This is a genomic window from Paenibacillus sp. FSL R5-0345, assembly GCF_000758585.1.
In the GTDB taxonomy this organism is placed as follows: domain Bacteria; phylum Bacillota; class Bacilli; order Paenibacillales; family Paenibacillaceae; genus Paenibacillus_AQ.
Genome location: NZ_CP009281.1, coordinates 2,038,129 through 2,054,928 on the forward strand (window position 1 = coordinate 2,038,129; position 16,800 = coordinate 2,054,928).

General features: G+C 41.6%; 7 protein-coding genes. 4 read left to right on the plus strand and 3 right to left on the minus strand.

What is annotated here, in order from left to right; translation table 11 throughout:
• Positions 1–41: 41 nt before the first annotated feature.
• Positions 42–698 (minus strand): beta-phosphoglucomutase, encoded by a 657-nt coding sequence (gene pgmB / locus R50345_RS08855; RefSeq protein ID WP_042125822.1) that lies wholly within the window; start codon positions 696–698, stop codon positions 42–44.
• 225 nt (positions 699–923) lie between these two features.
• Complete coding sequence (locus R50345_RS08860; RefSeq protein WP_042125824.1) at positions 924–1,970, minus strand: LacI family DNA-binding transcriptional regulator; 1,047 nt, start codon at positions 1,968–1,970, stop codon at positions 924–926.
• Positions 1,971–2,733: 763 nt separating this feature from the next.
• On the opposite strand from R50345_RS08860, the gene R50345_RS08865 reads away from it, so the two are divergent.
• Positions 2,734–10,263 (plus strand): pullulanase, encoded by a 7,530-nt coding sequence (locus R50345_RS08865; RefSeq protein ID WP_042125826.1) that lies wholly within the window; start codon positions 2,734–2,736, stop codon positions 10,261–10,263.
• A gap of 168 nt (positions 10,264–10,431) precedes the next feature.
• Here R50345_RS08865 and R50345_RS08870 read toward each other — a convergent pair whose 3' ends face one another.
• Entirely contained in the window at positions 10,432–12,177 is a 1,746-nt protein-coding gene (locus R50345_RS08870) for an alpha-glycosidase (RefSeq protein WP_042125828.1), read from the minus strand.
• Positions 12,178–13,162: 985 nt separating this feature from the next.
• Between R50345_RS08870 and R50345_RS08875 the strand changes: the two genes are divergently transcribed.
• The 3 genes from R50345_RS08875 (at position 13,163) to R50345_RS08885 (ending at position 16,757) form a co-directional block, all read left to right on the plus strand.
• Positions 13,163–14,497 carry a sugar ABC transporter substrate-binding protein gene (locus R50345_RS08875; protein WP_042125829.1) on the plus strand — a complete coding sequence of 445 codons (1,335 nt, stop codon included), beginning with the start codon at positions 13,163–13,165 and terminating at the stop codon, positions 14,495–14,497.
• A gap of 107 nt (positions 14,498–14,604) precedes the next feature.
• Entirely contained in the window at positions 14,605–15,918 is a 1,314-nt protein-coding gene (locus tag R50345_RS08880; RefSeq protein WP_042125830.1) for a sugar ABC transporter permease, read from the plus strand.
• Positions 15,915–16,757 (plus strand): sugar ABC transporter permease, encoded by an 843-nt coding sequence (locus R50345_RS08885; RefSeq protein ID WP_042125831.1) that lies wholly within the window; start codon positions 15,915–15,917, stop codon positions 16,755–16,757. Before R50345_RS08880 ends, R50345_RS08885 begins: the two co-directional genes overlap by 4 nt.
• Positions 16,758–16,800: the final 43 nt, after the last annotated feature.

The following is a 16,800-nucleotide window of genomic DNA, read 5'->3' on the forward strand; positions in this document are numbered from 1 at the left end:
AATCACATTAACACTTTCAGTTGATTAATGTTCGTTAGAATTTAAGCAAAAGATTTTTTGAGTTGTGGCACACTCATATGAGCGAGTGAAGGAACGACGATGTTTGCAGCATTGAGTGTTTCTGGTGAACCAATTCCAACGCTGAACATTCCAGCACGCGACGCAGCTTCAATTCCTGCTTCTGCATCTTCGAAGACAACACAGTGTTTAGGATCAGCACCTAGTGCTTTGGCTCCTAAAAGAAAAACTTCCGGATCAGGTTTAGCAGCACTAGTGTGTGTGCCATCGATGATCGCATCAAAGTAAGGGGTCAATCCTGTATTATTCAATATCGTCATTGCGTTCTTACTAGCAGAACCGAGGGCAACTTTGATGCCATTCTCACGGCATTCTTTCAGAAAATCAAGCGCACCTGGCAAAATCTCTGAGCTATCCATCTTCGCAATATATTCGACATAACGATTATTCTTTTGTTCCGCAAGCTTAGCTTTCTCTTCTTCATCGATAGTTAGTCCGCCGATTTCCAGCAAAATATTTAATGAGGCAGTTCTGCTGACTCCTTTAAGGCGTTCGTTATCTTGTTCTGTGAAGAGAAACCCCAGTCCATCTGCAAGCTCTTTCCATGCGATATAATGGTATTTGGCAGTATCAACGATAACACCATCCAAATCGAACAAGCAGGCTTTAATTTCCGTCATTGTAGTACCTCCTAAAAAGTTGTGACAGTATCGTGATCCGTTGCTAATCGTATCTGAGTGTTATTTCGATCGTATAAGCTTAGCTTAAGATAGTTAAGTTTATCCTAACCTCACAATCGAATATTCACCCTGAAAAGAACTGGATCAAGAAGATTTAAATGATTTAGCGCAAACGTTTGTACACATTTTCAAAAAATAAATGAAGCGTTTAATCGCTTCACTTATTCATTCGGTTTTGTTCTTAGCATGAGAGTACATAGAAGACTCTCTCACGATCAGGCGATGTGGAATAACAAATCGGTTCGTATAACCAGCATCGTGATTCGAACTCTTGATATTCTGAATAAGTACCTGAGATGCAGTGTATCCAAGATGATAAATTCCGATATCAATACTACTGATCGGAGGGCTGGATAATTCAGATAATGGAATATTGTTAAAGCTTACAATAGCGAGATCGTCAGGAACTTTGTAGTTCAGTTCATTCAATCCGCGTAAAATTCCGAACGACACCATATCATCCACTGCAACAAGAGCAGTAGGCCGGTTAGGCAAATTCATGAAAAAAGACATCGCTCTATATCCGCTATCCTGTAGAAATTCACCTTCTACAATCCATTCATCACGCATTTCAAGACCGCTATTCAGCAATGCTTTACGGTATCCTGCGAGACGATCGCGAGAAACAATTAGATTCGGCGGTCCACTTACGAAGCCAATACGTTCATGACCCATTGAAATGAGGTGGTTTGTAGCATCATATGCTGCCATCACATTATCGTTATCGACAGATAAAATATTCTCATATCGATCACTTCGGCCTACCAGTACGAATGGGTAATCGTTACTCTCTAGAAAATCAATAACAGCATCATCTGTACGAGAGTAAAGCAGAATAACACCATCTACTCGACGACCCTTTAGAAGTCTTGAAACGGCTTCCAATTCTTCCTTCTCGTTTGCTCCGGAGCTAATTAACACATCGTAGCCGGAACGGCTAGCTTGTGTAACGATCCCCCGGATTAATTCCATAAAAAATAGATTTGAGAACAGCTCTTCAGCTGGTTTAGGAAGACTGAAGCATATGCTGTTTGTAGTTTTCGACACTAGACTCTTAGCCATCATGTTAGGTGTATAGCCCATATCTTCCATAATAGCTTTAACCTTGCGGGAAGTTTCCAGGCTGATTCTGGGGTGATTGGACAATACCCGGGATACCGTGGAGGGAGATACTCCCGCTTTCTTGGCCACATCCTTAATGGTAACTGTCATAGAAACCTCCTTATGGAACCGTTTGCTTTACAAAGTAATATTAATCCAAGAGTTCTAAATTGTAAATAGATAAAGTCATTTGGAAGGGCAATATTGCAACTTTTGGAAAGAGTATTAGAAATTTATGTGTAAAATTGTTTGTTTTCACCAAAAAAGAATGAATGATTTAGCAAGATTGATCTTAATATGAATAAAAGATATCCAATTTCTTCGAAAGGAGCAATTAGTAAATGCAAACGTGTGGCTTAAATTTTTTTTGTTATAATCGATGAAGCATATATTCAATTCAAATCGAGAAATGAAATGAGTGATATTTATATATCATCAGGTTATTCCCGATAGGATTATCTGGATATATTTTCTTTATTTTTACTTTTATAAGAATTCGAGTTTGTTCAGCACATAAAAATACTGGTTGACAATACCATAAATACAGGATTAGTATGTAAATCAAAATATAGCAAGCGTTTACATTGGGGTAATTTGGGTCGATATCAGTTGTGCTGAGAAATGAGTTTTATGTATTTAGGTTTGTGCACGACTAATTGCAAACGTTTGCACTATTTTTGTGTTAATGGAGATTTTTTTATTATGATAAGGGTGGTGATGCTGTTAATTTGGTCCGACGAGCCGCAACATAGACCTTCTCAAACTATAAGAAGGAACACACATGATTTCATTACATAAGAAAAATTGACTACTTCCGAGAAATCATGTATCCGCTTGCACAAAGGGAATTCATAATCATGGGAGGTTTTACAGAATGAAAATAACTTTATGGGGCAAGAGGGCGTTCGCGATCTTCATGATCTTTGCTCTTGTGTTCTCCAGTCTCGGGTTACACCCAGTTAAGGTTTCAGCAGAAACGACTAAGGTAGTTTTGGTCGGAGATTTACAGTCCAAGTTTACATCCACTGGGTCAGAAACTCCTGGAAATGATTGGGATGAGAAATCAGTAGTCACCCAAATGACATACTCGGAAAATGGTCTGTATACATTTACAGGCAATTTGCCAGCAGGGGAATATAACTACAAGGTTACCCTAAATGATAGCTGGACTGAGAACTATGGATTTTCAAAGTACACAAATCCTCAAGGGAAAAATGATGGGGAGAATATCCACATAAAGCTAGAAACAGATTCGACTGTAACCTTTTATTATAATGATATTACTCATAAAATAGCTGATTCTACGTACTATACGCCAATTGCTGCGGGTAAGCTGCCAAGATTGACAGGAAGCCTGCCAGCAGATGCATTATCCACATTATCAGATCCTGATTTTGATGGTGTGTACAGTACAGTTGTAACTTTGCCGCAAGGAGATTACACATATAAGGTTTCTGTTCCAGGAGCCACAGAAGCAGAGGATATGTCTTATCCAGAAAGCGATCTAACGTTGAACCTACCGCTAGATCTTAAGGTAACCTTCAAGTACAATACTGCAGATCATAATGTGAGCGCAGAATATAAAATTCCTACTGGACCAGTAGAGGTTACTCCAGTTCCAGCAGGACACATGCGTGTTCACTATAAGGCTAGCGATTACACCGATAAGGGATTGTGGCTGTGGGGTGATGTTGTAACTCCTTCTGTTGATTGGGCTATGGGTGCGACTCCTTTCCCTGATGGGCAAATTGATTCCTTTGGAGTTTACGTTGATGTGCCGATTAAGGATGGGGCTAAGAAAATCTCGTTCATCGCACTCAAACGTGCAAGTGGGGAGAAAGACGGAGGAGACAAGAACTTCTCGATTAATACTCCACAAACTAATGAAGTATGGATTACAGAAGGCTCTGATGTAGTTACGCCTTATGAACCGGTTAAGCTTCCGGAAAATACCGTTCGGATCCACTATATGAGATCTGATACTAATCATGATCAGTATGGATTATGGCTGTGGGATGATGTGTCCACACCTTCGGATACACTTGGTTCTTGGCCGACTCCTGCGACGCCTTTCCAAGTGGATCAAAAGGACAATTTCGGTGCTTATGTCGATGTTCCACTCATAGAGGGTGCCAAGAAAATTGGCTTTATTGTAATGAAGCCTTCGAACGGAGATAAAGACGGGGACAATAAAACCTTCAGCTTGTTAGATCGTTATAATCAGCTGTGGGTTAAAGAAGGAGACAACAATGTATATGTTTCACCGTTTGGTGAAACACCTATCGGTTTAGTTTCCGCAGAAGTGTTATCGACAAGCAAAATACTTCTTGGCTTCACGTTAACTGACGGTTTGGATGCAGCAGTATTAAAGAATGAGATTACCGTTAAAGATAAAGACGGTGCTTCTATTCCTGTGTCTGCTGTAACCATTACTAGCAAAACTTCAATAGAAGTGGATACAGAAGCTTTTGATCTGGATAATGTTCCGCTTAGTATTACTTACTCTGGTAAAACAGTTTCAGCCGTTAGTGGCTGGAGAATGCTTGATGAAATGTACAATTATACAGGAGACGATTTAGGGGCTACGTATAACGCTGACAAAACAGCCACATTAAAATTGTGGGCACCTAAAGCAAGTTCGGTCGTTGTTAATGTATACGATAAAAATGACTCCAACGTGCACGTGGGTAGTGTGGATTTAACGAGCGGAGAGAAGGGAGTATGGTCGGTCAATTTGAAGCCGACTGATTTGACTGGCACAAACACGAATGATGTAAGAGGATTCTTTTATCAATATGAAGTAACGAATGATGGTTTAACCAATAACGTGCTTGATCCTTATGCTAAGTCAATGGCGGTATTTACTGTGGATACCACTGGTGCTGCTGGTGCTGGCGGGGATACAGTTGGTAAAGCGGCTATCGTTGATTTAAGTCAGACGAATCCTGATACTTTTGGTTATGCTGACATAGAAGGTTACGAAAAACGCGAGGACGCTATCATTTACGAAGTTCATGTTCGAGACTTTACATCGGATGTGTCGATCGTGGATAGCTTGAGTGGCGAAAGATGGGGCTCTTATAGCGCCTTTGAAAAGAAGCTCGATTATATTAAGTCTCTCGGTGTAACTCATATTCAATTGCTTCCTGTAATGGCTTGGTATTATGGGGACGAAACGAAGATGGGGAATAGAGAAACAGATTATTCCGCTAAAAACAATGAATACAACTGGGGATATGATCCTCACAACTACTTCTCCCCAGATGGTGCTTATTCTCAGCATCCTGCTGATCCTGAAGCGCGAATCAAAGAATTAAAAGGTTTGATTGACGCTGTACATGAATCTGGAATGGGTGTCATTTTGGATGTAGTGTACACACACATGGCTAAAAAAGAATTTTTAAACGACATCGTACCTAATTATTACGCATTCCAAGATGCAAATGGCAACTTTATCGGAGGCTTCGGAAACAATCTGGCCACCAACCACAAAATGGCTGAGAAATTGATGGTAGATTCCGTGAAATACTGGTTTGAAGAGTACAAGATTGATGGAATGCGCTGGGATATGATGGGCGATGCGACAGCAGAGGCTGTGCAGCATGCTTATGATGCCGCGGCAGAAATTAATCCGAAGGCTCTTTTTATCGGTGAAGGGTGGAGAACATTTGGTGGCGCTGCAGCCGATCCTTCCCTTGCTGGGAAAGGTGCGGATCAGGACTGGATGGACAAAACGGATAGCGTCGGTGTTTTCTCTGATGAATTCCGTAATGAATTGAAATCTGGTTATGGCTCTGAAGGGCAACCTAGATTTATTACCGGCGGTGCGCGTCCAATTACGACAATCTTTAACAATATTAAAGCACAACCATCAAATACGCCCGCTGATGATCCAGGGGATATCGTTCCGTACATCGAAGCGCATGACAACTTGACGCTACATGATGTGATCGCACAAACGATCAAGAAGGATCCTACAATTACAGAGAATGAGCTTGAAATCCAGAAGCGGATTAGACTTGGCAACATGCTTGTTCTAACCTCTCAAGGAACGGCCTTTATTCATGCAGGCCAGGAATATGGTCGTACTAAGCAGTGGAAGGATACTGCGGTTCCTCAGGATAAATACACTGAAATGTTTGATAGCGAAGGTAAATCCTTTGGTTATTTCATTCACGATTCGTATGATTCTTCGGATGCGGTCAACATGTTTGACTGGACGAAAGCAACGGATGAATCACAGTTCCCTGTTCAGAATACGACAAGAAAATATACTTCAGGTCTAATGGAACTGAGAAAGTCTACCGACGCATTCCGATTGGGAGACAAGGATCTGGTAGATTCCAATGTTAACCTAATTCCTGCTCCAGAAATGAAGACAGATGATCTTGTTATTGGTTATTCAAACAAAGCTACAGATGGCACAGGTATCTATTATGTTTTCATGAATGGCGATAGCACAGCTAGAACACTGACCCTTTCAGAGGATTTGACGACTGGTCAGGTGCTTGTCGACAATGATGAAGCAGGTGTTGCTGCGATTCCGGTTGGTCAATGGAGTGGCTTCTCCTTAACAGCAAGTTCAATTACCCTAGATCCTTTGACTGCTGTGATTATTAAAAAGGAAGCTGCAGCCGCTGCACTTACTTCTTTGGAGACCGATAGCGCGAGCTACACACTGGCAGCAGGCAAGACGCACAATACCTCTGTTTTTGCGAGATATGATGACAATAGTAGAAGAAATGTTACGCAAGTGGCTACTTACACTTCCAATAAACCTGAAGTGGCTACAGTAAACAATAAAGGTCAAGTGAAAGCAATTGGTAAAGGAACGGCCAAAATTACAGTAACTTATGGTGGGATTTCTACAACTGTAACTGTTAACGTTACTGACAAGCGCTATGTCCAATTTACCTATACTCGTAGTGATAAGGACTATACGGGTTGGAATATCTGGGTTTGGAATACGGGAGTTAAAAATGACCAGATTGATTTTACTACCTTTAAGGATGGTAAAGCGAGTGTTCTAATTGAAGTTGCTGAGAATGCGACAAACATGGGATTCGTCATTCGTAAAGGTCAAGGTGATGATTGGTCACATAAGGATGACTATCCGGATGATCGTACAATTCCATTAACGCCAGGAGAAGGGTTCACTAAAGTGAACGTAACTAGTGGGGTTAAGGAGTTTGATATCAGCCCAAGTATTAGCGGCCCAATTCTAAAAGATGGAACAATCACTTTCTTATACCGCGATGATGCCTTGTTCCGTAATGATAATATGACTGCGATTACAGCTGCTAAAGTAAAAGTGAACGGTAAGTCGTATCCAATGGTTTACGATTCCGCTAAGGAGTGGTTCACTTACACGTTGACTGATTTAGTAGAAGGTACGTATAAGTATACGTTCTTGATCACGAAGAACGGTGTCACTACTGAATTAACGGATCCTAAGAATACGGTGAATGATGAATCTGTTGTTGTGTATCATATTCCTGACGTTTCAATTACGACATCCGTAAGTCCGGAAGCAGTTACATCAAATCAGAATGCGGTTGTAACGATCAATGCATCTTCTTTAGAAGATGTAACGTATTCGGAAGGATATATGGATTTAACTAACCTTGGAGGATCAAGCAAAGTTAAGCTGGATACGGAGCTGATGAAACAGACAGTTGCTGTGAAGGACACGGTGTCAGCGGGGATCAAAAATATTCCGATTACGCTCGTGGACCAGTACGGAAATGCACATAAAGAAAACGCTAAACTCGAGGTAAAAGCGAGAACCTACACAGGTGATAAGCTGGATTTTGATTGGGATGAGGCTCGTATATACTTCGCGCTTACAGACCGCTTCAAAGACGGAGATCCAACAAATAATGAGAATGTAGATAAAGATCAACTGGAAGCATACCACGGTGGTGATTTCCGAGGAATGATCGACAATCTCGATTATTTGCAAGAACTTGGTATTAACACGCTTTGGATTACGCCAATTGTAGATAATATTGATTTTAATAAAGGTGATGGCTTCAAACAATACGGATATCATGGATATTGGGCCAAGGACTTTACAAAGCTTGACGAGCATCTTGGTGATATGGAGACCTTCAAGGAATTGATCGAAAAGGCACATGACAAGGGCATCAAGATCATGGTCGACGTTGTACTCAATCATACGGGCTACGGTTTAAAGGCTGAGGATAAAGAGCCGACGATTACAGCTGAGGATAAAGCACGTTTTGAAGGAATGCTTCGTACGGATGGTGTATCCGCGGATACAGATCCAATCAAAGGCGAGCTTGCAGGATTGCCGGATTTCAAAACGGAAGATCCAGCCGTTCGTGAAAAAATTATTGCTTGGCAAACAGGATGGTTAGATAACGCTCGGACGGAACGTGGAGATACGATTGACTATTTCCGTGTGGATACAGTCAAACATGTAGAAGATACAACTTGGAAAGCATTTAAAAATGCACTGACTTCAATTGATCCAAACTTCAAAATGACCGGTGAATACTTTGGCGGAACCATTGATAGCAATGGTGGAATGCTCGAAACAGGCCAGATGGACGGACTGCTTGATTTTGGATTTAATGATGCTGCGAAAGACTTTACTGATGGTAAAGTTAACAGTGTTGATTCCTATTTGCAGGAACGAGAGTTAAAGATTGATAACACGAAGATGATGGCTCAATTCCTGAGTAGTCATGATGAGGATGGCTTCTTGTCTAATTACGTGGATGGAGATAAAGGCAAGCTGAAAATCGCAGCCGCTCTGCAAATCACAGCCAAGGGACAGCCAGTCATTTACTACGGAGAAGAACTGGGGAAATCGGGCAAAAAAGCAGGAGACATGTCTAAAGGTGAGTTCAACGAGAACCGTAAAGATATGCCATGGGATCAGTTGACTGCAGAGAAACCACTTCATGATCATTATCAGAAGCTGTTAAATATTCGTGCAAAATACTCCAAAGTGTATTCCAAAGGTACGCGCACGAAGCTGGCGGGTTCAGATGATTTAGGTTTTCTAGCTTTCAACAAATATTATGGCAATGAGAATGTTGTGACGGCTATCAACACCAACAACAGTGTAGTATCCGCAACGATTCCTGTACCGTTTGTTCCTAACTCATCTGTAACAGATGAATATAGCGGCAAAACCTACACAGTATCCGCTGATCAAAAAGTAATCATTGATCTACCGAGTAGAGATGATGGTGGAACGGTTATTCTATCTGGAGTATCTAAAGTGACACCAACACCTGGTGGAGCTGTTGTTAACCCTACAACTCCTGCTGATACTCAAGTTATCAGTGAAGACAGTTTGAAAAACGGTAAAGATGGTAAGGTACAAATTGAAATTGCCTCTGGTAAGACATCAATCCTCTTACCATTGCATGCTGCACAAACGTTGGGAACTAATGACTTAGTTCTTAAAGTGGGGGATCTATTAGTTACTATCCCTAACAAACTGTTAAGCACAATACCAAGTTTAGCTTCAGGTGTGGATGCGGATGGTGCTCAAATCCTGTTGGAGCTGAAACCATTGATCCAGTCTGCTACAAAAGCATTAATCGATGGTTTAAACAAAGAGATGGGGACCGTAACTTCGCTTTCCGATGTGTTTGAACTGAGACTTAGCATTCTGAAGAAAGATGGTACTCGGATAGTAGTTAAGAAGTTCGATGAGCCAATTACGATATCGTTTAAGATTAAAGGTCAATCGAATAAAGATCTATTGGGGATTTACTATTTAGGCGATAATGGCGAGCTTGAGTACGTAGGTGGACAGCTCAATGGAGACGTGATATCTACACAAGTCACGCACTTTAGTAAATATGCCGTACTTGAGATTGTTAAGTCGTTCAAGGATGTTCCATCTACTTATTGGGCATTCCACGCCATTCAGTCCCTTGCTGCAAAACAAATTGTTTCAGGGGTTACAACAACCGAGTATGATCCTAAGAGCAATGTTAGCCGTGCGGAATTTACCGCATTGCTAGTTCGCGCACTTGGTTTAAAGGCAGAAGGGCAGGTTCAATTTACGGATATCAAGTCAGATGCATGGTATTTATCATATGTAGCAACAGCTTCTAAGCTGGGTATTGTGAGTGGTCGCAGCAATGATACATTTGCGCCGAATGCTTCCATTACCCGTGAGGAAATGGCTGTCATGGTGATCCGTGCGCTTGAAGTGAAGTCTGTTAAGAAGATCGAACCTGTAGCGGGTTCTAAGGCGTTTGCAGATGCTTCTAGCATAAGCAAGTGGGCAGACAGCTATGTGAAGGCTGCAGCAGAGCTAGGATTGCTTCAGGGCAGAGGGAATAATCATTTTGCTCCTAAAGGATGGATGACCCGCGCCGAAAGCGCACAAATTATTTATACGCTACTGAGCAAGTAAAACTGGACTTCGGTGTGCTGATGTTAGTGCACCGAAGTATTAGTAGTTGCTAGTAATATGACAGTCATTCTTATTAAGCTCTAATAGAAAACAGGGTATCTCGCAGCTATCATAGCTAGTGAGATACCCTGTTTTTGTTATGTTTAATATGATCGGAGGTATTTGTAACTAAACGATTGCCTTAAGTATAGTGAAACCATAAGCAGGCATCTTCATGATTAGCTTGCCTCTTTCTGCACGCACTGTATCGCCAGTGAACAAGTTCTCCCAATTTTTCTCGTCTACGTCAATACGGAACGTCTGAGCAGTCTCTTCACTGTTAATCAGTACAACTATAGTCTCAAGATCTATTCGGCGCTCATAGGCTAGCTTACTGCCTTGTCGACCTGCCTCCAAGAAGGTAAATGTCCCCGTACGAAGTGCTGGTTGCTCATGGCGTATTTGAATGAGCTGGCGATAGAATTCGAATAGATTATGATCCTGCTGTTCAGGGTTCCATTCCATGCATTTACGACAACCTGGATCACCATCACCGTCCATTCCGAACTCGTCGCCATAATAGATACAAGGAGTACCCATAAAGGTGAATTGGAATAGTGAAGCTAATCGCATTTTATTTTTATCCCCTGCAGCCAGCGTAAGCAACCGCGGAGTATCATGACTATCTAACAGATTGAAGGCAACTTCACTTGCTTGCAGTGGGTAGCGCGATAACTGCCGGCCAATAGAGTTGGCGAATCCTTCAGCATCAAGGCTTCCATGAACAAAGAAGTCAAGGACGGCATCAGTAAAAGGATAATTCATAACGGCATCAAATTTATCACCTTCCAGCCACGGAGCAGATTCATGCCAGATTTCTCCAAGGATGTAGGCCTCAGGATTAGCGCGCTTTACCACTTTTCGGAATTCACGCCAGAAATCATGATCTACTTCATTGGCCACATCTAGGCGCCAACCATCGATTCCAACTTCTGTGATCCAAAATTCTGCGACCTTCAGCAAGTACTCTTTAACTTCAGGATGTTCTGTATTAAGCTTTGGCATATGTGCTTCAAACGCAAAAGTGTCATAAGTAGGAATGCCGTTTACAACCTGAAGTGGGAATTCACGAATATGGAACCAATCTTTGTAGATGGAGTCTTCTCCCTTTTCCTTAACATCCAAAAACGGAGCGAAAGTTCCACCGGAATGATTAAATACAGCGTCTAATAGCACACGAATACCACGTTTATGGCAGTTATCGACGAGTGTTTTTAACGTTGCAATATCCCCAAAATGCGGATCAACTTGCATATAATCTTCTGTATCGTATTTATGATTAGTAGTTGCTGTGAAGAGTGGTGTGAAATAAATAGCATTGATGCCAAGCTCGTTAAGATGATCCAGATGATCAATAACCCCTTGCAGGTCGCCGCCAAAAAAGTTGGTTGGTGTTGGCTCTGCTCCCCATGGCTGAGCATCTTTTGGATCAAGACTAGGGTCGCCATTTGCAAAGCGTTCAGGGAAGATCTGATAGAAAACAGCATCCTTTACCCAGGCAGGTGGAGTGAATACATCAACGGGGTTAATAAATGGGAACTCGAACAGCTTGTTTGGATTTTCTGGACGGTTCGTTTGAAAATCATTTTCGGTCATCCAAATTTTCTCATTATCCTTTTGCAGTAAGAATCCGTATTTCAATCTACGATAGATGGGAACAGAGGCACATTCCCAATAATCGAACATAGCATCAGAGGTGAAGAGGGTCATGGGAATTAGCTCTTTTGTGGTATCCCAAGTGTATTTATCTCCTGCAAAAGCAAATACTTCTGTTAAATCTCCTTTTTTAGCGCGGAGACGCAAATGAATCGTGCTCTCATTATAGGCGTAAGACCAATTTAACCGCGGGCGATGATAGACAGCTTCCAGTAACATGAATAAATCCTCCTAAAGTTTTGTAAGCGATACTTCCCTGACCAGCTTCGGCAAAACTACCTCGAAAGCATACGCTTAGTTTTGTAAGCGATACTTCCCTGATCAGCTTCGGCAAAACCACTTCGAAAGCATAGGCCTAGTTTTGTAAGCGATACTTCCCTGATCAGCTTCGGCAAAACTACTTCGAAAGCATACGCTTAGTTTTGTAAGCGATACTTCCCTGATCAGCTTCGGCAAAACTACCTCAAAAGCATACGCTTAGAGTGGTAAGCAATACTTCCTCGAACAATTCACCACAGCACGGGTGTTAGAATGTCGCTATTGTTATTGGTTGCACAGTTTTTTATGCAACATGCGCAAATGATGAAGCAAACTTGCACATAACAAAGAGGCACAACCGCCGCGAAGTAGCTTGTCCGAGGTTGTACCTTTCATAAGTAACATTGCCTTTTAATTATATAGAACAGGAGGCAGACAATAGATGCAATGATTCGTGTTGGATAGCCTCTTAACGATTTGGATTATAGCATGGAATAAAAGGGCTTTCAATACTCTTGTTCAAACCATTGCACAAATTTTCACTTGAGTATATGTGCATTTCTACTGCCTGAAAATTGTAAATCTATTGGAAAAGTGAATTTGTGGCATATCAGGGGCAAATAAAAAAGCAATTCCATTTTTAAACACATGAATAATCGATTAATTAAAAGATATCATGTGAAAAATGGAGATAAATGCCTATATAGTTTATAAATTAATGGAAAATGGTCAAATATGGTATGTGCAAACGTTTTTAAAAACAAACGATACTGTTGTATGATGTATTCATGAATGAAGCGCTTTCTTGCACTGCCAAATGCAGCTTTTGAAGGAGCGGGCTAAAAGAACAACTTTTTTTTTAGCTTTTCTGAAATCGTTTGCGCAAATTTCTAGCTCTACTATTTTACCATCTTATGCTTTTTTAAAATTGGGAGGGGTTAAAGTAATGAAGTTAAAAAAAGTGATGGTTATCACCGCTGCTGTTTCTATGGCACTGTCCGTTACAGCGTGTGGTTCGAACAACAATGGGAATACCGGGGGTAACAACGCAGCAAAAGCTACTAATGCTGCTAACAACACTACAGAGACTGCAGCGCCAGAGACCACAGATGCAGCAGCAACAGAAGAAATTGTGCCTGAAGATGGAGCGACACTAGTTGTATGGGAAAGTAAGGAAGAAAGACCATTCGCAGATGAAATTGCTAAGCAGTTCACAGCAAAATATAACGTTCCAGTCAAGATTGAAGAGTTGGCACCACCAGATCAAGTAACTAAACTTACGCAAGATGGTCCTTCAGGATTAGCAGCAGACGTTGTTCTTATCCCTCACGACAACTTAGGTAAAGCGGCAAGTGCGAGCTTGGTTCTTCCTAATGACGTCTTCGGTGAAGAAACAAAAGCTAGCAATACTGAAGCTTCAATTATCGGATCTTCGTACGATGGCGAATTGTATGGCTACCCAAGAGCAGCAGAAACTTATGCATTGTTCTACAATAAATCACTCGTTAAAGAAGCACCTAAGTCTTTCGACGATGTTCTTGCTTTCAGCAAAACATTCACAGATAAATCCAAGAACAGATACGGAATTATGTGGGAAGTAGGAAACCTGTACTTCAACTACATGTTTATCGCTTCTGATGGTGGATATCTGTTCGGTAAGGACGGTACTGATAAAGAAGATATCGGACTTGCTAACGATGGAGCGATTGCAGGCCTTAAAGAATTTGTGAAAATGAAAGAAGCATTGCCAATTAAGAGCGGAGATATCAATAGTGATATCAAACGCAGCTTGTTCAACTCAGGTGATGTAGCGATGGATATCACAGGTCCTTGGGAGCTTGGAGGATACAAAGCAGCTCTTGGAGATAACCTTGGTATCGCACCGATCCCTACAGTAAATGGCAAAACAGCTATTACATTCTCTGGTATCAAGATTTTCGCGGTTAACTCGTTTACTCAATATCCGAATGCTGCTAAATTGTACGCTCATTTTGCATCAAGCAAAGACGCTCAATTGTTACTGAACAAAACGATCGGTTCTGTTCCTACAAACAATGAAGCGCTTCTTGATCCACAAATCGTTGACGATCCATTCGTATCCGCTTTTGCAGCACAAGCTAAGAGTTCCCAACCAATGCCTTCTATCCCTGAAATGGGTAACGTTTGGAGCCCTGTAAATGCAGCGCTTCCAGAAATTTGGGATAAGAATGTAGATCCAAAAGCAGCAATGGACAAAGCCGTTCAACAAATCAAAGATTTGAACAACAGTTCATCGCAATAAGGATCATAAATCACAGTCTTAACAGCATACAGTGAATCAAGCTGCCCGTCGCATGTTTAGCGGAGGGCAGCTTCTTATTTTCACTCGGAGAGGAGAACGGAAGCGAAATGCAGCGACATCGCACGAGGGCCGCAGTACTGTCGACGATTTTCATGGGATTGGGACAAATATATAACCGCCAATTCATCAAAGGAATCATGTTTTTAGTTGTAGAAGCCGCCGCTGTTTATTATTTTATTCAGAATCTTGCTACTGCATTATGGGGTTTTGTTACACTAGGAGAAAACCCTAGCCGGTTGGTAAAAGTAAAAGGCATCGCTAAGATGGTAGCTGGGGATCACTCGATTTATATTTTGATTCAAAGCTTGATCACCATCCTAATGCTTATCATCATAATCCTCGCTTGGTATTTGAACATTAAAGATGCTTATAAGACTGGAGAGAAACGCGATAACGGTCTTCAGGCAAACACCTTTAAACAAAGTGTTCGCTATATACTGGATTATAAGTTCGCTCAGACGTTCTTGGTCTTGCCGGGTATTGGTGTTCTATTCTTTACGATCATGCCAATCATCTTCATGATCCTGCTAGCGTTTACGAACTATTCCGCACCTGATCATCTTCCACCCGCTAAATTGGTTGACTGGGTTGGATTTCAGACCTTCCGTAATTTATTGGTTCTCAAAACCTGGAGTCACACTTTTTATGGCGTATTAACATGGACGATTATATGGGCAGTTCTTTCAACGATTACTACATATTTCGGAGGACTATTGGTAGCCTTACTGGTGAGCCAAAAGGGTATTCGTTTCAAAGGAATGTGGAGAGTTATTCTGATTGTGCCTTACGCAGTACCGCAGTTAATCTCTTTGCTGCTCATGCGCAATCTATTTAACGGTCAATTCGGCCCTATCAACCAATACCTCGGGTATTTTGGAATGGGCGGATTGCCATGGCTGACAGATCCATTCTGGGCTAAGGTTACCGTAATTATTGTAAACATGTGGGTTGGTATTCCAGTCTCGATGTTACTTATTATGGGCGTACTGACTACAATTCCTCGGGATATGTATGAAGCAGCTGAAGTGGATGGAGCATCGGGTTATCAGAAGTTCCGTATTGTTACGCTACCGATGGTATTGTTCTCCACAGCGCCTACTCTAATTACGCAGTTCGCAGGTAACATTAACAACTTTAATGCGATCTTCCTATTAACAGGTGGTAGTCCTGTAAATGGTGATTATCAATATGCCGGTTCCACGGACTTGCTAGTAACCTGGCTATACAAATTAACACTTGATCAGAATAAAAACAACATGGCTTCGGCAATAGGGATTATTATCTTTATCATTGTTGCTTCATTCTCCCTGTACAATTACCGCCGGACGAAATCATTCAAAGAGGAGGATATGATCCAATGAGCAGAAAGATCGCGAACTTTATTCGCTTAAGTGGTAGTTACATCATCTTGATTGCTTTGTCGATAGCGGCACTCTATCCGGCCCTCTGGATTCTATTTGCTTCTTTCCGGCCTGGTAAATCATTGTACAGTAAATCATTTATCCCTGAGCAATTCACCTTCGATCACTACAGAGAATTGTTCACATCGCCGAGTTATATGTTTGGGACTTGGTATGCTAATACATTGAAAATAGCCGTGTTCTCCATGCTTATCGGTGTAGTACTTACCTTGTTAACTAGTTATGCTGTATCCAGATTCCGGTTTAAAGCGCGTAAAACAGCGTTATCCACCGTTCTGATTCTTGGTATGTTCCCTGGTTTTATGAGTATGATTGCTATTTATATGCTCCTTAAGGAGTTTAATTTGCTGGATACACATATTGCCTTGATTATCGTTTATGCAGCTGGGGCACCGCTTGGGGGAACCTTTATCGCCAAAGGCTTCCTCGACACGATTCCTCGTTCTTTGGATGAGGCAGCTCGAATTGACGGGGCGAGCAATTTCGGAATATTTATGCGAGTTATTCTTCCCTTGTCACGCCCTATGATCACTTACATGGCACTGACTCAATTTGTCGGTCCTTGGGTGGATTTCATTTTCGCCAGACTTATTTTGCGGACGAAGGAGAACTGGACCGTCGCAGTCGGAATGTGGGATATGGTTAACACGAACCAAAACACTAACTTTACCTTATTCTCTGCCGGTGCTGTTCTGATCTCTATCCCGATTATGATTTTGTTTGTATTCTTGCAACGTCTGCTTGTTGATGGATTGACTGCAGGAGCTAGTAAGGGGTAACAATTTCGCTTCATACTAAAGAATGAACTGGGTACAGCCTTTG